A 22,598-nucleotide genomic window follows, 5' to 3' on the forward strand; every position below is an offset into this window, starting at 1 on the left:
ATGCATGAGCCATCTCTCGCTGCAACACATCACCAAAACCTGGGGCGATAAAATCGCGCTGCAGGATATCAGCTTCGACGTGGCGCAAGGCAGTTTCGTCGCACTGCTGGGGCCTTCAGGCTGCGGTAAATCGACGCTGTTGCGCACCCTCGCCGGGCTGGAAACGGCCGACAGCGGCCGCATTTATTTCAATCACACCGACGTCACGCCTCTGCCACCGGCGCAGCGCAAGCTGTCGATGGTGTTTCAGTCTTACGCGCTGTTTCCTCACCTGAGCGTGCGGGAGAATCTGCTGTTTGGCCTGAAGGCGCGCGGTGAAGATAAGCAACAGTTTGCCGCCCGGCTGGCGCAGGTCAGCGCACTGCTTGAACTGGAACCGCTGCTGGCGCGCCTTCCTTCACAGCTCTCCGGCGGGCAGCAGCAGCGCGTGGCGCTGGGCAGGGCGGTGATCGCCAACAATACGCTGTGCCTGATGGATGAGCCATTATCCAACCTGGATGCCAAACTGCGTCAGAGCATGCGGCGCGAAATCCGCGCGCTGCAAAAGCAGCTCGGGCTGACCATGTTATACGTCACCCACGATCAGACCGAAGCGATGAGCATGGCCGATCACATCATTCTGCTCAACGATGGCCGCATTGAGCAGCACGGCACGCCAGACCAGCTCTACAACCAGCCGGCGAGCTGTTTTGCCGCGCAGTTTATTGGCGCACCGCCAATGAATATCCTGCCACTGCACAGCAAAGGCGCGCATCACTACCTCAGCCATCTCAACACACCGCTGCTGAGCTATGCCGGCGAAACGGCGCTGAGTCTGGGCCTGCGCGCGGAGGATATCCAGCTGGTCGCCCCGCAGCAGGCCGCGCTGAGTGCGCGGGTAGTGAGCTACGAATACATGGGCGCGGATACGCTGCTGGTCTGTCGGTTGCCCGGCATCACGGAATCACTGACCGTCAAAGTGCCCGGCCTGCAGCGCTTCACGGATGACAGCCTGGTCGGCCTGCAGTGGTCCACCAGCCGGCAATACCTGTTTTCCACCACCAGCGGCCAGCGCTGTGTCGCTGCTGAACACCCGATGTTGCTGGCTGAGAAAAAATACGCTGTTTAACCGTTGTCGTTTATTCAAGGGAAAATCATGTCTGCGCTCCGTTTCTCGCCTCTGGCTTGTGTCGTTATGCTGTGTGCCTCCGCGTCGGTGTTTGCTGCTGAGCCGGTGAAGTTACAGATGTACTATCCGATTGCGGTCGGCGGTAAAGTCAGCCACACCGTGGAAGCCCTGGTGGCGGATTTTGAAAAACAGCACCCTGAGATCAGCATTCAGCCGGTCTACACCGGCGATTACGCCACCACCGTGACCAAAGCGCTGACGGCGTTTCGCGGCGGTAACGCACCGCAGCTGGCGGTAATGGGCGATATTGAAGCCTGGTCGCTGATGGATGCCGGTGCCATCGTCGCCGCCAGCGATTTAGCCCCGGGTGAAGAGGGCAAACAGTGGATCGACAGCTTCTATCCGGCCTTTTTGCGTCGCATTGAGGGCAAAGTGTGGGGCGTGCCTTTTCAGCGCTCAACCGTGGTGATGTACTGGAACAAACAGGCATTTGAGAAAGCCGGCCTCGATCCGAATACGCCGCCCGCCACCTGGCAGCAGGTGGTGGCATTCAGCAAAAAACTGACGCTGAAACAGGCCAGCGGCGTCAGCCAGTGGGGCATTGAGATCCCTTCCACGCCGAATGGCTACTGGAATTTCCAGGGGCTGGCTGCCACCAATGGCGGACGGCTGGATAACGGCAAGGGCAACGCCGTGTATTTCAACACGCCGGGCAACGTGGAAACCCTGCAGTGGCTGACCGACCTCGGCCAGAAAGAGGAAGTCTCGCCGAAGGGTGCGATTGCCTGGGGCACCACGCCGCAGGACTTTATCAGTGGTAAAACGGCCATGATGGTCACTACCACCGGTAACCTGACCAACGTGCACGATAACGCGACCTTCCCGTTTGGCGTCGCCATGCTGCCGGAGAAAACCCAGCGCGGCAGCCCGACCGGTGGCGGCAACCTGTACGTGTTCAAAAGCGCTTCACCGGCGCAGCAGCAGGCGGCGATGCGCTTCATCCGCTGGGTCACCGCACCGGAACAGGCCGCGCGCTGGAGTATCGCTACCGGCTATGTTGCCACCTCGCCGGCAGCGTGGGACACAGCGGCAATGAAAGCCTATGTGCAGCAGGTGCCTCAGGCACTGGTGGCGCGTGAGCAGCTGAAATATGCTCAGCCGGAGCTCTCGACCTACAACAGCGTGCAGATTCAGGACGCGCTCAATCACGCCATTGAAGCAGCGGTGACGCAGAGCAAAACCCCGGCCCAGGCGCTGGCTGATGCGCAGAAACAGGCTGACCGCCTGCTGAAAAACTATCAGTGATGGCCGCGTGATGAGCTCATTCTCTGTCAGCGCCGCCACGTTGCGCCCGCGCGGGTGGTCATTGCAGCTCAGCGGCTATTTGCTGCTGCTGCCCGCGCTCAGCTTTCTGCTGCTGTTTACCCATTACCCGGCGCTGGCCACGCTGTGGCAGAGCCTGTTCAGCGCCGCGCGCGCTTCGCATCCGGCCCATTTTGTCGGGCTGGATAACTATCGCGCGCTGCTGGATGACGACATTTTTATGCAGTCGCTGTGGAATAACCTGCTGTATGCGCTGATCACCATTCCGCTGGCGGTGACGCTGGCGCTGCTGATGGCGCTGGCGGTCAATCGTCGGCTGCGCGGCAACGCGCTGGTGCGTGCGGCCTTCTTCATTCCGTCGCTGCTGCCGATGATCGCCATCGCCAATCTGTGGCTGTTTTTCTACACGCCACAGCTTGGCATCCTGAATAGCCTGCTGGCATGGTTTTCGCTACCGGCGGTCAACTGGCTCGGCGAGCCGGATACCACGCTGTACTGCCTGATGGCGGTTTCGGTATGGCGCGAGGCGGGCTTTTTCATGATCTTTTATCTCGCCGCGCTGCAGCAGATCGATCCGCGCCTCAGCGAAGCCGCCGCCATTGAAGGCGCATCGCGCGGTTACTTTTTCCGTCGCGTGCAGTGGCCGCTGCTGCTGCCAACCACGTTGTTTGTGCTGATCAACGCCTCGATGAACGCCTTCCGCATTGTCGATCAGGTGATTGCCATGACCAATGGCGGCCCAAACAACAGCAGTAGCCTGCTGCTGTTTTATATCTATCGTACCGCGTTCAGTTTCTGGGACATGCCAGCCGCGTCGGCCATGACGGTAGTGCTGCTGGTGATCCTCGGATCGATTGCGTTGATCAAATTTCATCTGCTGGATAAGCGAGCCCATTATCAATGAAAGCTGCATCCTCTCCGGGCGGTTTTGCGCTCAACCTGCTGATTTGGCTGGCCGCGCTGCTGTGGAGCTTGCCGATGCTGGTGGCACTGTGGATTGCCATTCATCCGGCCGCCGGACAGGGGCACTTTTCGCTGCTGGCACCGCTGACGCTGGCGAACTTCATCAATGCCTGGCACGCGGCACCGTTTGCCCGCTACTTCCTCAATACCACGCTGCTGGTGCTGATGATTGTGGTGGTCCAGCTGGTGCTGGCCACGCTGGCCGCTTATGCCCTGGTGCGGTTCCGCCTGAAATTTTCCGGTTTCCTCTTCGCGCTGATTCTGCTGCAGCTGATGATCAGCCCGGATGTGCTGATTCTGAATAATTACCGCACCATCAGCGCGCTCGGGCTACGCGATACCCTGACCGGCATTGCGCTGCCGTACTTTGCCTCGGCGTTCGCCATCTTTCTGCTGCGGCAGACGTTCAAAAGCATTCCGCTGGTGCTGGAAGAGGCGGCAACCGTTGAGGGGGCCAGCCGGTTTTACATTCTGCGCCACATCTACATTCCGCTGGCAAAGCCAATCTATGTGGCGTTCGCGCTGGTATCGATCAGCTTCCACTGGAACGATTTTCTCTGGCCGCTGGTGATCACCGACTCGGTTCAGGTGCGTCCGTTAACCGTCGGGCTGCAGCTGTTTTCTGCGCCGGAGCAGGGCGTGCAGTGGGCGCTGATTGGGGCAGCAACGCTGATGACCACCTTGCCGTTGCTGCTGCTGTTTTTGCTGTTCCAGCGGCAGTTTATTCAGTCATTCATGCGTGCCGGTATTCGCTAAGGAGAGCCAGAGATGGGATATGCCCATGCGCTAACCGCAGCGCAACGCCAGCGGCTGGGTGATGTCGCTGAGCTGTATCAGTTACCGGATTTACGCGCGGCACCGCTCGACGGCACGCTGCGCTTCGGGCTGCTGGCCGATCCGCAATATGCTGACGTTGAGGCGGATGTCCCGGCGAATCTCTACTATCGTCATGCGCTGCATAAGCTGCCGCAGGCAATAACCGCGCTCAATCAGCAGCCGCTGGATTTTGTCGTTACGCTCGGCGATCTGGTGGATCGCCACTGGGACAGCTATGCCACGCTGCTGCCGCTCTACGATCGGCTACTCCATCCGCATGCCGTGGTGCTGGGGAATCACGACGCCCAGACCATCGCGCATCACCTCGATGACGCGCTGCCGCTGCCAAAAAGTTACTATGCCTTTCAGCTGCCGGGCTGGCGCTTTATTGTCTACGACGGCAACGATATCAGCCTGTACTGCAATCAACACAACGGCGACGATCGCCAGCGCGCGGCCGCACTGCTGGCTGATTTACAGGCGCGCCAGCAACCGCAGGCGCAGCCGTGGAATGGCGCGGTCGGTGCGACGCAGCTGGCATGGCTGGAAACGCAGCTTATTGAGGCCCGCGCCTGCGGCCAGCAGGTAGTGGTGTTCGGGCATTATCCGCTGGCACCGGGCTACAGCCACAGTCTGCTCAACGGTGCGCAGCTGGCAGAACTGTTCTGCCGCTATGGCGTGCGCGCCTGTTTTGCCGGCCACGATCACCGTGGCGGCTATCATCGCCGCGCGGATACCGTGTTTATAACCCTGCAGGGGATGCTGGATGGCCCGTCGCGCGTGCCCTTTGCGGTGGTGGAACTGACGGGCGAGACGTTGCGGCTGCGGGGATGGGGCGGCGAAATCAGCCGCGAAGAGGTATACGATGCCGCGCCGATGTCTAGCCGGCCAGGTTAAAACTGTTGTCAATGCGCAACAAAACCTCGGCCGTCGGGACTGATCCATCCAGACACAGGGAAACCCAATGCTTTTTGTTCATATGGTAGCCCGGGAAATAAACCTCGCGATCGACCAGCGAAGCGATGGCCTGCGGCGAGACTTTAATATTGACGATTTCAATCAGGCTATCATCCGGTCGGCCCAGCTTGCTGCTGTGAATCGTCAACAGCGCGCCGAACCACTTTTGATTATCTTTGCGGCGAAAGATGGCGTTTTCAGGAAAGCGCGGCCATAAGAATTCCAGCTCACTCTGATATTGCTGTTTCAGGTGCTGAACAATCGCATCGGCCTGCGCTGTTTTGAAATGCTTCTGCGGGAAACATTTTTCTGCGATATCCAGCAAGATAGCGTCATGTTCTTCACGAACCTGTCCCACAAAGGCACCGGTGGCAGAAGTAATACGGTGAAGAATGTAATCTTCTCCTGTGACTTTATCGATAATGGTGGCGGCAATGTCACCCTGGGTGGTGATGTTTACCTGCAGGGTGAACTGTTTATTCATCACATCACAGCGGTAGCCGTAATCCTGCCCATCCTTGCGGAAACCGTAAGCCAGCAGCTTTTTCACATTCATTTCCCGGCTGACGAAAAGATGATTCACGTTGTACATTTTCATGTCTGGTTAACGGTGAGGTGTTCACAATACCCGGAGTTTAATCAGGGGCTAGCGGGCTATTTTAACCGACAGGAGGGATTTTTATGTGCCATAAATCGCTATGACACCCGGCACCGCTTTTTCGCCCTATCACACCGCAAAGAACAACCGCCACCGGACGCTTAACCCAGCCTTACGCAACGCGCGCACATGCTGTATAGTCCGTTTTTTTTCGGAGGAACCATGCTGCCCAACTCATCCACGCGCCTGAATAAATACATCAGCGAGAGCGGAATCTGCTCGCGCCGTGACGCCGATCGTTACATCGAACAAGGCAACGTTTTCATTAACGGCAAACGCGCCAGCGTCGGTGCGCAGGTGTTCGCCGGGGATGAGGTCAAAGTCAACGGGCGGCTGATTGAACCGCGCAATGAAGACGATCTGGTATTAATCGCCCTCAACAAGCCGGTGGGCATTGTCACCACCATGGAAGAGGGCGAGCGTGACAACATTGGTGACTTCGTCAATCACAGCAAGCGCGTGTTCCCGATTGGCCGGCTGGATAAAGACTCGCAGGGGCTGATTTTCCTCACCAATCACGGCGATCTGGTGAATAAAATCCTGCGCGCCGGTAACAATCACGAAAAAGAGTACGTGGTCACGGTGGATAAGCCGATCACCGACGAGTTTATTGCCGGTATGGCGGCGGGCGTACCGATGCTCGGCACAGTGACGAAAAAATGCAAAGTGAAGCGGGAGTCGACCTTTGTATTTCGTATTATCCTGGTGCAGGGACTGAACCGGCAGATTCGCCGCATGGCCAAACACTTTGGCTATGAAGTGACGAAGCTGGAGCGCACGCGGATCATGAACGTGAGCCTGAAAGGTATCCCGCTCGGTGAGTGGCGCGATTTGACGGACGATGAACTGATCGACCTGTTTAAGCTGATTGAAGATTCGTCGTCAGAAGATCAAAAAACGCAGCAGGCACAGGCGAAGAAAAAAGCGGCGACGCCCGCCGCGAAAAAACCGGCCGTCAGCGCACCGAAACAGAGTGACAAAGCGGGTCAGGGCGCTAACCGCAAGCGCTTTACCCAGCCGGGACGCAAGAAAAAAGGGCGTTAAAATCACACCCGCGGCGCCCGCGACCATCACGTATCTTTAGCGCCGCACGCCTTCATTCCAGCCACGTTTTTATTATTTATAACCGGGCGTCAGAATATCTGCGCCCGGTCATGCTTTTTCACGCAATCAATATGCAAATCCGCTGCATATCCAAAGGAGAAAATGGCATTAGGGATAAATAGTGACTGTGATAATTTTCAGCTATACGCCGAATAGCAGGCGTCACTCACCTTATTTAGCTGAACCTTTTCCAGGGATATAAACAATGCATAAACACCGCCTGGCCGGACTATTACTGGCCTCTGCATCGCTGCTCGCCGGCTTGTCGCTGCACGCTCGCGCCGCTGATGCATCCATTCCCTCACTGGCCGGTAAACGTATCGGTATTACCGTGGCCGGTACCGATCACTACTGGGATCTGAAAGCCTATCAGGGACAAATTGATGAAGTAAAGCGGCTGGGTGGCACGCCTATCGCGCTGGATGGCGGACGCAAAGAGTCACAGCAGATCGCGCAAATTCAAACGCTGATTGCACAAAAACCGGATGCCATTATTGAAACGCTGGGCACCGCCTCAGTGCTGGAACCCTGGCTGAAAAAAATTCGCGACGCCGGCATTCCCTTATTTACCGTGGATACCGCCAGCCCATCCAGTATTAACGTCACAACCTCCGATAACTTTTATATTGGCGAGCAGCTGGCATTAAAACTGGTCAATGATCTGCGCGGCGAAGGCAATATTCTGGTGTTTAATGGTTTTTATGGCGTGCCGGTGGTGGCGATGCGCTATGACCAGTTAAAAGCCGTGCTGAAATGGTATCCGAAAATTAAAATCATTCAGCCCGAACTGCGCGACGTAATTCCCAATACCGTGCAGGATGCCTATGCGCAGATTAGTCAGCTGCTTAACAAGTATCCGCAAGGGTCAGTACAGGCTATCTGGGCGGCATGGGACGTACCGCAGATTGGTGCCACTCAGGCGGTTGATGCTGCCGGTCGCAGTGAAATCAAAACTTACGCCGTGGACGGCAGCCCGGACGTGGTCTCGCTGGTGAAAGATCCGAAATCCAGCGCGGCGGCGGTGGTGGCGCAGCAACCCTATCTGATCGGACAGACTGCGGTACAAAATGTGGCGAAATACCTTGCCGGCGATCGTTCACTTCCGCCTGCCACCTATGTTCCGGCCATTCTGGTCACCAAAGAGAATGCGGCGCAGGCGCAGCAAACGCTGGGCCAGAGCGATGATAAATAAGACAGTGCGACTGCAACTGCGCCAGATCAGTAAAGCCTTTGACGGCATTCCCGCGCTGCAGGCGGTATCGCTTGATGTCCACGCCGGCGAAGTGCATGGGCTGATTGGGCATAACGGAGCCGGAAAATCGACGCTGATCAAAGTGCTGGGCGGCATCCACGCTGCCGATGAGGGCAGCGTGACGCTGGAAGGCCGGCCACTGGTGTTGACCAGTCCGGCTCAGGCACAACAGCAGGGCATCGCCATTGTTCATCAGGAGCGGCTATTGCCAGGCACGCTGACGGTGGCGGAAGCGCTGCTGCTCGGTAATGAGCCACGGATTGGCAGCACACCGTTTATCGATCGCCGGCGTATGCGTCAGCAGGCGCGGCAGCTACTGCAACAGCACTTCGATCTGCAGATCGATCCCGATGCGCTGATCGCCGGGTTAAGTGTGGCGGAACAGCAACTGGTGCAGATCTGTCGCGTATTACAGCGCGCGCCGCGCGTGGTGGTACTGGATGAACCGACCGCCGCGCTGGCGCGCCACGAGGTGCAGGCGCTGTTTCGCGTTATTGAACGTATGCGTCAGCAGGGGATCGCACTGATCTACGTTTCTCACTATCTCGATGAAATCCAGGCGCTGTGCCAGCGGGTTACGGTGCTGCGCGATGGTAAAGACGTCGCGCATTTTACCGGCGACGCCCTTTCTCCGCAGGCGCTGATTAATGCCATGATCGGTGAGACGCAGCAGGCGATTGCACCGCGCGGTCTGCCACCTGACGGCGAGCCGGTGCTGACCGTAGACGCCCTGAGCGCGCCGGGTCGCTTTCACAATGTTTGTTTCAGCGCACGACGTGGCGAGATCGTTGGCATTACCGGCCTGCTGGGCTCCGGAGGGAAGGCGTTAATCAGCGCACTGTTTGGTCTGGAACGTGGCGTGAGCGGGACGCTGCGCGTAGGTGAGACGCACGGCGTACCGGCTTCGCCACATGCCGCGGTGAAACGTGGCATCGCGCTGGTGCCGGAAGATCGCCGCGCCAACGGCATCGCGCTCGATGTGAGCCTGCGCGACAACATCACCCTGACGACCGTGCAGCGCCTGCTGCGCTGGGGCGGCGTCTCCGCAACCGCCGAGACCGCGCTAGTGGCGGACAACATCCGCCAGCTGGCGATCCGCACACCGGGCCAGTTGGCACCGCTGCGTCAGCTGTCCGGCGGAAATCAGCAAAAAGCGGTGCTGGCGAAATGGCTCAACACCCACGCCACGCTCTATCTGCTGGATGAGCCCACGGTTGGCGTCGACATTGCCGCCAAGGCCGCCATTTATCAAACCCTGCAGCAGCTGGCGGCCGCCGGGGCGGTGATTATCCTGTTTTCCACCGATCTGCTGGAACTGCAAACGCTCGCCGACCGCATTATTGTGCTGGCGCGCGGCGAGCAGGTCGCCACGCTGTCCGCCCGGCACACCAGTCACCAGGAGATTCTGTCCCTGGCTTCCGGCACGGGCGCATTGACGGAGCAAATCCTATGAGTGAACTGAGCCAACCGGCGGTGGTGACGGCGGCAGGCAAACCGCAGGGGCAGCCGTGGCTGCAGCACGTCGCGCTGCTGATTATTGTACTGGTGCTGGCGGTATTTGCCTGGCTGTCGCCTATTTTCCTCAGCGTGATCAACCTCGGTAACGTATTGCAGCAAACGGCGGTGGTGGGAACGCTGGCGCTGGGTCTGACGCTTGTGCTAAGCGGTGGCGGTGTTCAGGGGATTAGCGGCGGCATTGATTTATCCATTGCCGCTAATATGGGGTTGTGTGCCGCGGTATTCGCGTCGCAGATCGCTGAGCAACACTCTGTCACTTATGCGCTGCTGCTCACGCTGCTCACCGGCATCGCCGTGGGGATATTCAATGCCCTGGCGATTGTCTGGCTTGGTATTTTGCCCCTGCTGGCGACGCTGACCAGCATGAACATCGCCATGGGACTGGAGATGGTGCTGAGCGGAAACGCGTCGATTTCCGCCAGCAGCGCGCTGCAAAACCTGCTGATAGCCAGCGGACCGCTGGGCGTTTCCTGGCTCGGCTGGGGATTTCTGCTGCTGGCGTTGAGTGCACTCGGGCTCAGTCGTTTCACCGCGTTTGGCCTGCGCCTGCAGGCGGTGGGTAGCCATCCGCAGGCCGCCAACGCGGCGGGCATTAGCGTGGCGCGCTATCAAAGTCTGAGTTATGTGCTGTGCGGCTTCAGCGCTGCACTGGCAGCCATTGCCTCGGTGGCGCTGCTCAGCGGCAGTTCGCCGGGCGCTAACGACAATCTGCTGATGGTGATTGCCGCCGCGCTGCTCGGCGTGGTGTTTTCGCGTCGCCTGGTGCCGACCCTGGGCGGTGCACTGATCAGCGCGCTGTTTCTGAGTCTGATAGCCAACGGCTTTCAGTTGGTTAACGTCTCAAGTTACTGGATTAACGGCGTCGAGGGTGTGCTCATCCTGCTGGTTGTGGCGCTGACCGCGCTACTGCGGCGCCGTCAGGCGGGGAGGGCATCTCATGTCTGAACTGAGCCTGAGCGGTAAAAAAGTGCCGGGGCTGTTGCGCAGCCTGATGGTGCTGACCTTTGTTGCGCTGCTGCTGTTTTTCATCATCGCCGCGCCCGCGTTTGCCACCGTCGCCAACATTCGTAGCGTGCTGCTGAATAATGTCGCACCGCTGGCGATTGTGGCGCTGGCCATGACGCTGGTCACGCGTATCGGCGCGATCGATCTGTCCGTCGGTACGGTGATTGATGTCGCCTGCCTGGTGCTGGTGACGCTGGTACTGCATCAGGTCGCGCTGCCGCTGGCGCTGTTGGGTGCGCTGACGGCGGCACTGCTGGTAGGCGTGTTCAACGCTTTTCTGGTGACACAACTCGGCGTTGAGCCGTTTCTCGCCACGCTTGGCACGCTGTTTATTGGTCAGAGCGTACAGCAACTGTCGTCCAACGGTGGGCAGCCGGTCTATCTGCTAAGCCAGACGCTGCCGGCGGGTTTTACCGCTATTGGTCACGGCACGCTACTTGGCGTTCCACTGCCGCTCTGGCTGTTGCTGGGCGCGGTGCTGGTGCTGTATCAACTGTTGCACCGCAGCGCCAGCGGTCGCGCACTGCGCATGATGGGTGAACAGCTCAGCGTAGCGCATCATTCTGGCGTGGCGGTCAAACGTCTCACCGCGCTGGCATTCATATTCAGTGCACTGGTCGCCGGTATCGTCGGGTTAATTCTCGCCGCCAATGTCAAAGCCTGGGTACCGTTATCGGGCAATGCCTATCTGCTGAATGCCATCGGTGCCAGCTTTATTGGCGCGACCTTCGCACATTCGCGCCGCCCGAATGTGCCGGGTACGCTGCTGGGGGTCGTGCTGCTGAGTTTCATCGCCAACGGACTGTTGCTGGTCGGCTGGAACTTTTACTGGCAGCAGGTGGCAACCGGCGCACTGATCTTTGTGGTACTGGCCGTGGGTGCGCTGCGTGCGCGTCGCCCTGTCTGAGGAGGGTAACGGATGCCTTCACCGTTTTTGCTGTTTGCGTTCATGATGAATGTCCCTGGTCATCTCTCTGCCGGATTGTGGCGACATCCCCAGGATCAGGCGCATCGCTATACCGAGCTGGATTACTGGACGACCCTCGCGCGGCAGCTTGATACCGCAGGTTTTGATGCGCTGTTTATTGCTGATGCGCTGGGACAACTGGATGTATGGCAGGGCAAGCCGGACGCGGCGTTGCGCCTGGCCGCTCAGATGCCAGTGAACGATCCGCTGCTGCTGGTCTCAGCCATGGCAGCCGTCACGCAGCACCTCGGTTTCGGTATTACGGTCTCTGCCACCTACGAACATCCTTATTTGCTGGCGCGCAAGTTCACTACGCTTGATCATCTCACCCGCGGGCGTATCGCCTGGAACGTGGTGACTTCCATGCTTGATTCCGCGGCGCGCAATCTGGGTTTGACCCGGCAGCTGCCGCATGATGAGCGTTACGATCGCGCACAGGAGTTTCTGGATGTGGCCGCGAAGCTGTGGGAAGGCTCATGGGAGGAAGATGCGGTTAGCCGCGATAAAGCCAACAGCCTGTATAGCGATCCGCAAAAAGTGCACGCTATTCAGCATTATGGTCGCTGGTATCAGGTGCCGGATGCACATCTCAGTGAGCCCAGCCCACAGCGCACCCCGGTGCTGTTTCAGGCTGGCACTTCGGCACGCGGTGCGCAGTTTGCTGCCCGTAACGCAGAAGTCATTTTCCTCGGTGGCGTCACCGCGCAGGCGATTGCCAGCGATATTCAGCGCATTCGTCAGCTGGCCGTGGCAGAAGGGCGCGATCCGGCGTCGCTGCGTTTTGTCACAGCCATCACGGTGATCACGGCCGAAGATGATGCCGCCGCCCGGGCCAAACTTGAGGATTATCAGCAATACATCAGTGAAGAGGCTGCGCTGGCGCTCTTCTCGGCGTGGACCGGTATCGACTGGTCGCAGGAGGATCCGGACATGCCGCTGGCCTTTCGCGAAACCGACGCCTGCCGTTCGGCGCTGGCCAGCCTGACGCGAATTGACGATCAAAAACGCTGGACGCTGCGTGAGGCAGCACGCTACATCGGTATCGGTGGTCTGCATCCGTTGCTGGTGGGCGGCGGCGAAACCATTGCCGATCGGCTGGATCAGTTTGCGGCAGAATCGGGCGTGGACGGCTTTAATCTGGGCTGGGCTATCAGCCCGGGCAGCTTCAACGATTTCATTGCCTGGGTCATGCCGGTACTGCGCCAGCGCGGGCGGGTGCGTCCTCAGCCAGCACAGCCGTTAACCTTGCGTGAACGTCTGACGGGTCAGCCGCGCCTGGCAGCTGACCATCCGGCAACGCGCTTCCGCCGCCCTTAGCTCCACGCATGGCGCGGCGGCGGCGTGCCGTTGAGATAATAATTACCCACGTGGTAATACTTCCAGCGCACCGGATCGTGCAGCGTATGGGTGCGCGCGTTGCGCCAGTGGCGGTCCAGATTAAACTCCTGCAGCGTGGCGCGGGTGCCAGCCAGCTCAAACAGTTTGTTACCGGCAAGCAGAGCGATCTCCGTCGTCAGCACTTTGGCCTCGGCGGTGGCCACGGTCGCGCGTGCCACGCTGGTCTCATCGGGCTGCGTCAGCGCGGCGTCAATCGCTGCACCGGCCTGCCACAGCAGCGCTTCGGCAGCGTGCAGGCGGATTTTCAAATCACCGACTGCCGCCAGCGTGAAGTGGTCATCGGCAGCGCGCGCCTGGCCACTGTCAATCCACGGCCGCGAGCGTTCGCGAACAAATTGCAGGGTGTCTTCAATGGTGCCGCGCGCAATACCGACATCCACCGCCGCCTGAATGATCTGTGAAATCGGCCCGGCAGCGGTTGGCCGCTCAAACGCCTGCCAGGTTGGAATAACGCGCGACAGCGGGGCGCGGACATTCTCCAGCAGTACGGTACCGGAGGCCGTCGTGCGCTGACCAAAGGCCGACCAGTTATTAATGACGCTGATGCCTGGCGTGTCGCGATCGAGCACAATCAGATGCGCCCGGTCATGCTCGTCCAGCGCCACGGCATGGATTCGATGCGCCAGCAGCGCGCCAGTGGCATAAAATTTTTCCCCGTTAATCACCACCTCATCACCGTCACGCCGAAAGCGCGTCTGAAAATCGGCGACCGTGCGGCCATGCTTCTCCGAGAAGGCGTTACCCCAGCGCAGCCCGGCCAGTACCTCGCTCAGCAGTACCTGTTTTTGTGCTTCGCTACCGTCTTCCAGCAGATGGGCCACACCGGCCAGATGGTTTTGCGGCAGCTGACCGAGCGCCGGATCGGCAGCTGAAATGATGGCGATCACCCTGGCCACGGTGGTCCACGACACGCCCGCTCCGCCCCAGGCTTTGGGGATGGCCATTGCCCACAGGCCGCTTTGCGAGAACGCATCCAGCTCTTTGAGGGGCAGAATGCCCTCACGATCGCGCAGTGCCGCCTCGCGCGCGAAGCTGGCCGCCAACTGATGGGCTACGGCGATAGCTTCCGCATCGTCGCGAATGATATGCGCGGCGCCAGCCGGTAATGGCACCGGTGCTTCCGCCTGTTGCGTATTGACTTTACGCGGCAGCGCCGCGGAGTCGGCTAAGGTCAGCGACATGATGACTTCTCCGGTAGAAGAGGATAGAGGAGGGCATCATCGCATGCGCACGCGGAGGGCTTATATCTCAATAGCGGTTAAGCAAAGCGCAAAAAAGCCTTAGTGCTCACACACTAAGGCCGGATTTACAGTCGGGGAGAGAACCGCCGGCTACGCCACTTTCACCACGGTTTTGCCGAAGTTTTTGCCTTTCAGCATGTCAATAAACGCCTGCGGCGCATGCTCCAGCCCTTCTACCATGTGTTCGCGGTACAACACTTTTTGTTGCTCGACCAGCGGCGTCATCGCCTGCAGGAATTCCGGATAGCGATCGCCATAATCCTGGAAGATGATGAAGCCCTGCATACGGATGCGGCGTTTCAGAATCCCGCCCATGATCAGCGGCGTGCGATCGGGGCCGGGTGGCAGTTCGCGACTGCTGTAGCCCGACACCAGGCCACACACCGGCACGCGCGCGGCGGTGTTGAGCAGCGGGAAGACGGCATCGAATACTTTGCCGCCGACGTTTTCAAAATAGATGTCGATACCGTCCGGGCAGGCGGCCGCCAGCTGTTCTGCGAAATCGTCACGATGATGATCGATACAGGCGGAAAAACCAAGGGTATCAATCGCGTAGCGGCACTTCTCCTCGCCGCCGGCCACGCCGACGACGCGGCAGCCATTCAGCTTACCGAGCTGACCGACCGTGGCGCCCACCGGTCCGGTGGCTGCGGCGACAACCAGCGTTTCACCGGCTTTGGGCTGACCGATATCCATTAGGCCCATGTAGGCGGTAAAGCCCGGCATACCCAGAATACCCAGCGCCCAGGATGGATGGGGCAGATGACCGATTTTAGTCACGCCAGTGCCATCGGACAGGGCATAGCTCTGCCAGCCGCTGGCCGCCAGTACCCAGTCGCCGGCGCTGAAATCCGGATGCTGCGATTCCGCCACCTGGCATACGGTGCCGCCGACCATCGGCTGGTCGAGTTGCGCCGGCGGCGCGTAGGATTTGCTGTCATCCATGCGGCCACGCATATACGGGTCGAGCGACAGATAGTGGGTGCGCAGCAGCATCTGTCCCGCCTGCACCTGCGGCAGCGGTTGTTCGACAAAGCGGAAGTTCTCTTTCACCGGCTCGCCGTCCGGGCGTGACGCCAGCAGCCAGGCGTGATTGATTGAAGCGTGTTGAGTCATAGCATTTCCTTGTTTCTGCGCGGGTAAAACAGCAAGTGTAGCCAATGACCGGGCAGGGAATGGATGATTGATGCGGGGCCGGATGTGCTATCGCGCCATAAGAAGGTGTAGCAGGACATTTGTGATTAACATCTTATTTACATCATTAACATCCCCTTTTTGCTGGCTATCGGTTATGCGGTGATTCTATAGTCAATTTACTATGTAAAACTGTGTTTTATCTGATGCAACTCATAGCTTTGGCGATGAGGGATGCCAGCAGCGTTTCAGACCTGATTTAAATCAGGCAGTTAAGAGGGGATACTATGGAGATCGTTAACGCACCGCATCTGCCAGTCAGAGAGCACTGGCTGGCACTGCATCATGAACCCGCTTTGATGCCCGACCTGCCGATGGTCGATGCGCATCATCACTTATGGGACCGCCAGTCAGGGCGTTATCTGGCGCCTGAATTCAGCCACGATATCGAAACGTCCGGCCACCGGATACTCTCCACCGTCTACATTCAGTGCCGTTCAATGCTGCGCCGCAACGGACCGGAGGCCTTCAAACCCGTCGGTGAGGTGGAGTTTGCCAGCGGCGTCGCGGCAATGTTTAACAGCGGCCATTACGGCGCGGCGGCAGGCTGTGAAGCGATTGTCGGCGGTGCCAGCCTGTTGGCTGGCGATGACCTGCTGCCGGTGATTGAAAGCATGACGGAACGTTCAGGGGGACGGTTACGCGGGATGCGTAATCCGCTGGCCTGGCACGATGACCCGCGCGTGGTATCCAGTCCCGTGACGCCGCCCGCCGGTCTGGCGGCCAGTGCCGCATTCCGGCGCGGTGCCGCATGCCTGGCCCGCAAAGGACTGTCGCTGGATGTCTGGGTTTATCACACCCAACTCGATGAAATCGCTGAGCTGGCACGGGCGCTACCCGATCTGCACATTATTGTGGACCATTGCGGCGGGCCGATCGGTAGCGGGCCGTATGCCGACAAACGGGATGCCACCTTCCAGGAATGGAAAAAGGCCATCATTGCGCTGGCGGCGTTGCCAAACGTGAGCATCAAAATCAGCGGTTTCGGCATGACCGTCATGGGCTACTCCTTCGCCCAGCACGCCACGCCACCGGACTCCCTGACGCTCTCGCAGGCCTGGCGGCCGCAGTTTGAAACCCTGGTTGACGCGTTTGGCGTCGGGCGCTGTATGTTCGCCAGCAACTTCCCTGTCGACAAAGGGATGTTCAGCTACGGCGTATTCTGGAATGCCTGTAAAAGGCTGGCTGAGCACGCTTCGCCGACCGAAAGAGAACAGCTGTTCTGGCGCACCGCGGCTGCACGCTATCGCTTATCCTCCCTGGAGAATATGGATGAATATCAAATCAAGACTGCATGAAGCGCCTCCCCTGGCGCAGGATGAGTCCGCTGCAGCGATCTCGTATACATCGGCAGAAAAAAAGGACGCTGGCGCTGGGCGGGTTAGGGTGGACGTTTGAAAGCTATGACTCGTTTTTGCTCTCGCTGTTACTACCGGTACTGGGTGTGGTATTTGATGTCAGCAAAACGGAACTTGGCGTGTTTATCAGCACCACGGCAGGCGGGCAGATTATTGGTGGCATTCTGTTTGGGCTGGTTGCCGATAAGATCGGACGCGTCAGAACGGCCTTTATCTGTATCGCGATCTATTCACTTTTCTCCGGACTGCTGGCGCTCTCCCACAATCCTCAGGCGTTTGCTGCGCTGCGATTCTGCGGTGCGCTGGGTATGGGCGGCATGTGGACGTCAGGAGCGGCACTGATCGCCGAAACATGGCGTCCGGAACGTCGTGCACGCGGCGGCGCGCTGATGCAGATGGGGTTACCGGTGGGAGCGATTCTGGCGATTGGCCTGACGGCGCTGGTGACGGCCCTGACCGGCGGGCTGGAAAACGGCGGCTGGCGCTACCTTTTCATGATTGGCGCACTGCCGGTGTTTATCATGATGGTTATTGCTTATATCACGCCTGAATCACCCGTCTGGCTGGCGCGCCAGCAGGAACGCGCTCACCGCCAGAGCAAAACAGCAGGTACCGGCAAAATCAACCTCAAAGGATTGCTGCTGGCATTTACCTTTATCTTTTTCATTCAGTACCTGTTCTGGGGCGTATTCACCTGGACGCCAACCTATCTTCGTGAAGTTAAGCATCTCGATTTTCTTCACAGCCTGAAATTTGTGCTGGCCCTGCAAACCGGTGCCATTGCTGGCTTCCTGGTGTTCTCACTGCTGGCCGATAAGTGGGGGCGCAGGCCGATGTTTCTGCTCTACCTGTTTATCGGTGCGGTGGCGGTCGGCATGTATCTGGCGACCACTCAGCCGCTGATTCTGATGGTTGCCATCTTCATGGCAGGGTTTGGCGTAAACGGTATTTTTGCCGGCTCCGGCCCTTTCCTCGCCGAGATCATTGGCGACACGCAGTCACGCGGCTTTTTAATGGGGCTGGCGTATAACGGCGGGCGCCTGGGCGGCTTTATCGCGCCGCTGCTGATTGGTTTTGTCGCCAGCGTTGGAGGATTCACTGCCGGGCTGGCCACCACGGTGATCGCTTTTCTTGCCGCGATGGTGGTGGTCTGGTTAGCGCCAGAAACCAAAGGCGTGAAGTTGCAGTAAGCTGTGCGCCTGTCGCGCGATCGGTACGCTAAAGCCTGTGACACGGTTGAACACCTGACGCGCTGTCAGGTGTTCAGCCGGTTTCATCTTAGGGTTATGATTGAGATACGGAAAGTATTTTACGTTGGGTGCTTTTTAGTATTCAGGCGTACTACCGGCAACCTGAAGCCGAAGATTTTGGTTAAGTCATGATTGAGGTATGATGCGCTGACTTAATAACCACTTTATTCATGAGGGATTATGGCAACGGGTTTTTTTCTGTATCACCTGGACAAAACTACCTGCGGAGGACGGATCCTTTCCGGTGCGTCTGACGACACCTACGAAATCGGTGGCATTCTGCGGCAACAGGCCAGGGAGGGCGACCCGGTGACGTGCGGGAAGCATGAGGGGCGCTTCCGCGTTTGCGGCGGCACTGGGGACACCTATGAGGTGGGCGGAGAGCTGAAAGAGTGGGCGGGTTCGCTGGACAGCTACAGCTCCTGCCCGTGCCGCGCCCGTTTTATTCCATCAGTCCAGACGCACACCTACGAGAGCGACAGCAACGCCGGACGGGTAGCCGAACGGGCCGAGACCGCGAGAAAAAAAGCGCAGGAGTCAGAGCCTGAACAGCGTGCGCAGGCCGCGAAGAAGAAACGGGAAATTACGCTGACCATCGGCGTGTTCTTTGATGGCACAGGCAACAATGCGAATAACAGCGGTGATCGTCAGGCCGCCTGTTCCGGTGAACATTACGGGATGAATGATGCTGATGCTGGATCTGCGTATTCCCAGTGCGTGAGACTAAAACGTGGCTACAGCGGCACTGCTGCAGGGAGCTATATCGGTTACTACAGCAACGTACACTGGTTGAATACATTGTATAGACAGGATATCAGGCCCGATACAGGAGCCGGTCAGTACGCTATTTATATCGAGGGTATCGGTACGGAAGACGGGGCTGGCGACAGCACTTACGGAATGGGAACAGGCCGGGGCGATACTGGCGTAGTGAGAAAAACCGATAAAGCAGTTGCAGCACTGGCTTCCGGTATTCAGGGTTATTTACTCCAGCATGCCAACACCAGTTCCTGCACCATTAAAGAGCTGCAGTTTGATATTTTTGGCTTCAGCCGGGGAGCAGCGGCGGCGCGCCACTTTGCCAATCGGGTGTTCAGCCAGGATCACGCCATTATCACGGCGATTAAAGCAGGTCTGAATGGTATTGAGTTTTCCGGGACGCCCGGAGGAAAAACCCGCTTTCTGGGTATATTCGATACCGTAGCCGCCATCGGGACACCAGTTAACGGCCTCAACCCGCACAGCGCCGACACCGGGGATGTCAATCTGGTGCTGCGTCCGGGCGTGGCAGACAAAGTGTTCCATATCACCGCCCAGCACGAATGCCGCTTTAACTTCGCGCTGAATAGCGTAAAACCGGCGTGGCCGGAGCTGGCGCTGCCCGGTGCACACTCCGACATTGGTGGTGGCTACAACCCCGACGAACAAGAAGCATACTTTCTTACCCGACCAGAGTTTGAAACCGTCCCTCACTCCACCCCTGATACGGAAACCCGGATTTATCGGCAGGCCTGCGCGCAGCTTACAGCACTCGACGGCTATCCGGCGATAGCGCCCTTGTTGAATGCGGTAGAGGTGAATGTTGCTACCTGGTATGACGACAGAATGCCCGCCGACCGTTACGGAACGCTACAGAAACGTAGCGGTGCCGCACTGGTTATTGACCGTCCGACGCATAACGACTGGTCGAAGGTGGTATTGCGGGTGATGCTCGATGCGGCGCAGGATGCAGGGGTGGAATTTTCCCTTATTTTACCTAAAGACGACAACCTGTCACTCAAGCCAGAACTGAACAGCCTGTGTGAAAAAGCGATTGTAATGGGCCGTGCCATAAGGAGAGGGCAACCTGCCCCCGGCTTTACCACGCCAGAAATTCTGATGCTGGCCGAAAAATATATTCACTGCTCAGCCAACTGGAATAGCGTGGTGAGAGACGGCCAGGGGAGTATCAGCGGTGCAGTCAAACCAGCGAAGCTGGTAACGTTCACCAACCGGCCAGACGAGCGCTGGCAACGTACAGTTTATGATATGGACGGGAATAAAATATGGAAATAATCCGTGCAGCCTGGTTTTTTCCGTTGCTGATTCTAACGGCCTGTCAGGGGAAATCTTTGTCCGACACCGCCGCGCAAAGCAATGTACCGGCAGAGTGGACTTTTAACTTTTTCACACCTAAAGCGTTGCCAGCAGTGGTGACGTTTGCCGCTATTCTTGACTCTGATGGAAAGGACTATCGCTTTAACACGCTGAACAGTACGCCCGACCTGCCCGAAGTTATCGGCGAGTGGAACGACAAAGACCGTGCGCCTGGTGGCTACTGGAATCACGTTAAACGGCCTCCCAGACATATTATTTTTTGCTGGGACTCGATTATCGATAAAAAAGTGTATGAAACTCACCTGACGATCCCTAAACCTGTACTGGAGAAAATGCTCAGGCCGAGTGAGTACAGGGATTATCGGGGAAGAACTGCGTATTACGACAGAGTACAAATTGGTCTGGCTCCGGAGGGGAAAGTGGCCGTCTGGTTACAGGGAAGTGGTTCTGAGCCTAATTATCGCTTCACCCCGTCAGTTCTGAAAACCGTATCAGGGGATAAATTAGATATTTGCAAAGGAATAACGCGATTTTCTAACGGCTATGAGTACGGAAAAGATACCGAGGATTTTATCAAAGGGAAAAAATATCCCTACGGTAGTTGGTAAGAAACCTATTTACCCCTCAAGGATCTTCCCAAGATCCTTTGGGGTTTAGTGGTTAATTTTTAGTCTTAACGTACAAGATTTTCCGTTTACCAAACTGACTCTTTTCATATCCGCACCGGCTGCACCTTTCCCGTCCTGTCCGGGTGTTTGCAGACTGGCTGACTTTACTGCTGCAGGAAAAGATGCATCTTAGCCCGGAGAAATAGTGCAGCCATCAGCGGCATCACCGCAAAATCCTGCATCACATCGCGGCCACGCCAGGTGAGCCCGCGCACAAACCCGGACAATACATCAGGTTCGCCGGCCCGCTAATTGCCTGATTAGCCTGGCTTGCTGGAGAAGTGCCCAGGTGAGGTCGGGCAATCTCACATAACAGGCGCGTGCTTTACTGCGTATAACCGGGTCTGATTACCCCTCATCAAGGAGAACACCATGATAAACAGCCTGCGCACCGTTACGCTGCTGGCGGCAATGACGGTGAGCGCGCCACTGCTGGCGCAGACCTTTGTGTACGTATCCGCCGCCGACGACGGCACCATCGCGCGCTATACGCTGGACGCGCGCAGCGGCGCTTTGCAGCTGCTTGGCCACACTGAGGCCGGGGGCAAAGTGATGCCGATGGCGCTCAGTGCGGATCACAAAACGCTGTACGCGGCGATTCGCAGTAAACCACTGCAGCTGGCGAGCTGGCAGATTGACTCGCAGAGCGGCGAGCTGAACAACCGGCACACCGTGCCGGCTGCGGCCAGTTACCCCTACATCAGCACTGACCGTCAGGGACGCTTTCTGCTGGGGGCCTCATATGACGGCGACGTGGTGCAGGTTTACCGCCTGACAGCCAGCGGCACCATCGCTACGCCGCCGGTCGGCAGCTATAAAACCGGTCATGCGGCGCATTCGGTGATTGTCGATGCCAGCGGTCGTCACGCTTATGTGGGCAATCTTGGCACCGATCGCGTGCTGCAGCTCAGGCTGGGCGCAGACGGCACGTTGAGCGCCCTCGGCAAGGGGGAGGTAGCAACCGCCGCCGATAACGGTCCGCGCCACTCAGTGTTATCGCCGGATAATCGCTATCTGTACAACATTGGTGAAATGGGCGGCATCATTACCCAGTTCCGACGCGAAACCAGCGGCGAGCTGGTGAAAGTGGCGGAAACGCCCAACGCGGTGGCGGCGCAGTATCATCTGCAACATGGGCGTGAACGGCCGCCGGGTTACAGCGACAGCACGCCGCGCATCTGGTCAGCGGATATCCAGCTGACGCCGGACGGGCGTTTTCTGTATGTCAGCGAGCGCACCAGCAGTACCGTGAGCGGTTATCGTGTTAACCAGCAGGATGGCAAACTGACGCTGATTGGCAGCTGGCCGGTGGAGAAACAGCCGCGCGGCATGGCGATCAGCGCCGATGGCCGCTGGCTGGTGGTGAGCGGTGAGAAGAGTGCGGTTATTGGCAGCTACGCCATTGAAGCGCGCAGCGGGGCGTTGCAGCGGGTCGACGAAGCGCCAGCCGGCCGGGACGCGAACTGGGTGACCATCGTCAGCTATTAAAATGATCGGGCGCAGGAAACTGCGCCTTATTGCGCGAAATTATTTTATGGATAGCATCGTCCGGCAGCAAAGTGTGATCTGCGACACATTTCTGCCGCTGAAGGCAGATTGCTGCTTTGTGCGGCAGTGACAGCGCAGATATACCGCCGGCGACCCGCCGATCGCTGCGTTCGATTAGTTTCCTTAAAGCATTCTGTGCCTGCTGTCAGGCGCGTATGAACACCGTTTTCGAT

Annotated in this window: 20 protein-coding genes; 17 read left to right on the top strand and 3 right to left on the bottom strand. The window is 58.4% G+C overall.

The features are described 5' to 3' along the window. Positions 1–4: 4 nt before the first annotated feature. Genes ABVR31_RS09500 through ABVR31_RS09520 form a run of 5 tightly spaced genes read left to right on the top strand, consistent with a single transcriptional unit; the run spans position 5 to position 5,107 of the window. Positions 5–1,108 (top strand): ABC transporter ATP-binding protein, encoded by a 1,104-nt coding sequence (locus tag ABVR31_RS09500; RefSeq protein ID WP_211726166.1) that lies wholly within the window; start codon positions 5–7, stop codon positions 1,106–1,108. Between the two features lie 27 nt (positions 1,109–1,135). Further along, positions 1,136–2,413 (top strand): ABC transporter substrate-binding protein, encoded by a 1,278-nt coding sequence (locus ABVR31_RS09505; RefSeq protein WP_150058036.1) that lies wholly within the window; start codon positions 1,136–1,138, stop codon positions 2,411–2,413. Between the two features lie 10 nt (positions 2,414–2,423). After that, positions 2,424–3,335 (top strand): carbohydrate ABC transporter permease, encoded by a 912-nt coding sequence (locus ABVR31_RS09510; protein ID WP_371221067.1) that lies wholly within the window; start codon positions 2,424–2,426, stop codon positions 3,333–3,335. Then, a complete protein-coding gene (locus tag ABVR31_RS09515; protein WP_059008856.1) occupies positions 3,332–4,150 on the top strand; it encodes a carbohydrate ABC transporter permease in 819 nt (272 codons plus the stop codon). The genes ABVR31_RS09510 and ABVR31_RS09515 overlap by 4 nt, the downstream gene beginning before the upstream one ends. A 12-nt stretch (positions 4,151–4,162) precedes the next feature. Then, on the top strand, positions 4,163–5,107 hold the full coding sequence (locus tag ABVR31_RS09520; RefSeq protein WP_372772545.1) for a metallophosphoesterase: 945 nt from the start codon (positions 4,163–4,165) through the stop codon (positions 5,105–5,107). Here ABVR31_RS09520 and ABVR31_RS09525 read toward each other — a convergent pair. Further along, the gene (locus ABVR31_RS09525) at positions 5,091–5,525 is read right to left on the bottom strand and encodes an MmcQ/YjbR family DNA-binding protein (protein ID WP_372772547.1); all 435 of its coding nucleotides are present in this window, start codon (positions 5,523–5,525) and stop codon (positions 5,091–5,093) included. The genes ABVR31_RS09520 and ABVR31_RS09525 overlap by 17 nt on opposite strands. Before the next feature lie 27 nt (positions 5,526–5,552). On the opposite strand from ABVR31_RS09525, the gene ABVR31_RS09530 reads away from it, so the two are divergent. The 7 genes from ABVR31_RS09530 to ABVR31_RS09560 all read left to right on the top strand — a co-directional run bounded on the left by ABVR31_RS09530 (position 5,553) and on the right by ABVR31_RS09560 (position 12,988). Further along, positions 5,553–5,930, top strand: a complete 378-nt coding sequence (locus tag ABVR31_RS09530) for a hypothetical protein (RefSeq protein WP_372772549.1) — start codon at positions 5,553–5,555, stop codon at positions 5,928–5,930. 57 nt (positions 5,931–5,987) lie between these two features. Continuing rightward, the gene (gene rluF, locus ABVR31_RS09535; RefSeq protein WP_021506014.1) at positions 5,988–6,869 is read left to right on the top strand and encodes a 23S rRNA pseudouridine(2604) synthase RluF; all 882 of its coding nucleotides are present in this window, start codon (positions 5,988–5,990) and stop codon (positions 6,867–6,869) included. 265 nt (positions 6,870–7,134) lie between these two features. Beyond that, the gene (locus ABVR31_RS09540) at positions 7,135–8,121 is read left to right on the top strand and encodes a sugar ABC transporter substrate-binding protein (protein ID WP_058774665.1); all 987 of its coding nucleotides are present in this window, start codon (positions 7,135–7,137) and stop codon (positions 8,119–8,121) included. Further along, entirely contained in the window at positions 8,111–9,634 is a 1,524-nt protein-coding gene (locus ABVR31_RS09545) for a sugar ABC transporter ATP-binding protein (RefSeq protein ID WP_088515762.1), read from the top strand. The genes ABVR31_RS09540 and ABVR31_RS09545 overlap by 11 nt, the downstream gene beginning before the upstream one ends. Next, entirely contained in the window at positions 9,631–10,644 is a 1,014-nt protein-coding gene (locus tag ABVR31_RS09550) for an ABC transporter permease (RefSeq protein WP_125308654.1), read from the top strand. Before ABVR31_RS09545 ends, ABVR31_RS09550 begins: the two co-directional genes overlap by 4 nt. Beyond that, positions 10,637–11,611: an ABC transporter permease gene (locus ABVR31_RS09555; RefSeq protein ID WP_372772552.1), complete on the top strand. Its 975-nt coding sequence runs from the start codon at positions 10,637–10,639 to the stop codon at positions 11,609–11,611. Before ABVR31_RS09550 ends, ABVR31_RS09555 begins: the two co-directional genes overlap by 8 nt. Before the next feature lie 12 nt (positions 11,612–11,623). Continuing rightward, positions 11,624–12,988: an LLM class flavin-dependent oxidoreductase gene (locus ABVR31_RS09560; protein ID WP_372772554.1), complete on the top strand. Its 1,365-nt coding sequence runs from the start codon at positions 11,624–11,626 to the stop codon at positions 12,986–12,988. Here the strand turns inward: ABVR31_RS09560 and ABVR31_RS09565 are convergent. Together ABVR31_RS09565 and ABVR31_RS09570 are read right to left on the bottom strand one after the other, a co-directional pair. Then, entirely contained in the window at positions 12,985–14,250 is a 1,266-nt protein-coding gene (locus ABVR31_RS09565; protein WP_325923721.1) for an SfnB family sulfur acquisition oxidoreductase, read from the bottom strand. The two genes, ABVR31_RS09560 and ABVR31_RS09565, sit on opposite strands and share 4 nt — an antisense overlap. Before the next feature lie 150 nt (positions 14,251–14,400). Then, positions 14,401–15,426, bottom strand: coding sequence for an NADP-dependent oxidoreductase (locus ABVR31_RS09570; RefSeq protein WP_215480321.1), 1,026 nt, complete (start codon positions 15,424–15,426; stop codon positions 14,401–14,403). A gap of 305 nt (positions 15,427–15,731) precedes the next feature. Here ABVR31_RS09570 and ABVR31_RS09575 point away from each other — a divergent pair, with 305 nt between their 5' ends. The 5 genes from ABVR31_RS09575 (at position 15,732) to ABVR31_RS09595 (ending at position 22,365) form a co-directional block, all read left to right on the top strand. Further along, positions 15,732–16,802: an amidohydrolase gene (locus ABVR31_RS09575; protein WP_372772557.1), complete on the top strand. Its 1,071-nt coding sequence runs from the start codon at positions 15,732–15,734 to the stop codon at positions 16,800–16,802. Positions 16,803–16,918: 116 nt separating this feature from the next. Beyond that, positions 16,919–18,052: an MFS transporter gene (locus ABVR31_RS09580; RefSeq protein WP_372772559.1), complete on the top strand. Its 1,134-nt coding sequence runs from the start codon at positions 16,919–16,921 to the stop codon at positions 18,050–18,052. A gap of 240 nt (positions 18,053–18,292) precedes the next feature. Further along, on the top strand, positions 18,293–20,167 hold the full coding sequence (locus ABVR31_RS09585) for a phospholipase effector Tle1 domain-containing protein (protein WP_325923718.1): 1,875 nt from the start codon (positions 18,293–18,295) through the stop codon (positions 20,165–20,167). Beyond that, complete coding sequence (locus ABVR31_RS09590) at positions 20,158–20,817, top strand: DUF2931 family protein (RefSeq protein WP_325923717.1); 660 nt, start codon at positions 20,158–20,160, stop codon at positions 20,815–20,817. Before ABVR31_RS09585 ends, ABVR31_RS09590 begins: the two co-directional genes overlap by 10 nt. Before the next feature lie 432 nt (positions 20,818–21,249). Continuing rightward, entirely contained in the window at positions 21,250–22,365 is a 1,116-nt protein-coding gene (locus tag ABVR31_RS09595) for a lactonase family protein (RefSeq protein ID WP_372772561.1), read from the top strand. Positions 22,366–22,598: the final 233 nt, after the last annotated feature.

This window comes from Pantoea sp. WEP (genome assembly GCF_041678305.1).
In the GTDB taxonomy this organism is placed as follows: Bacteria; Pseudomonadota; Gammaproteobacteria; order Enterobacterales; family Enterobacteriaceae; genus Pantoea; species Pantoea dispersa.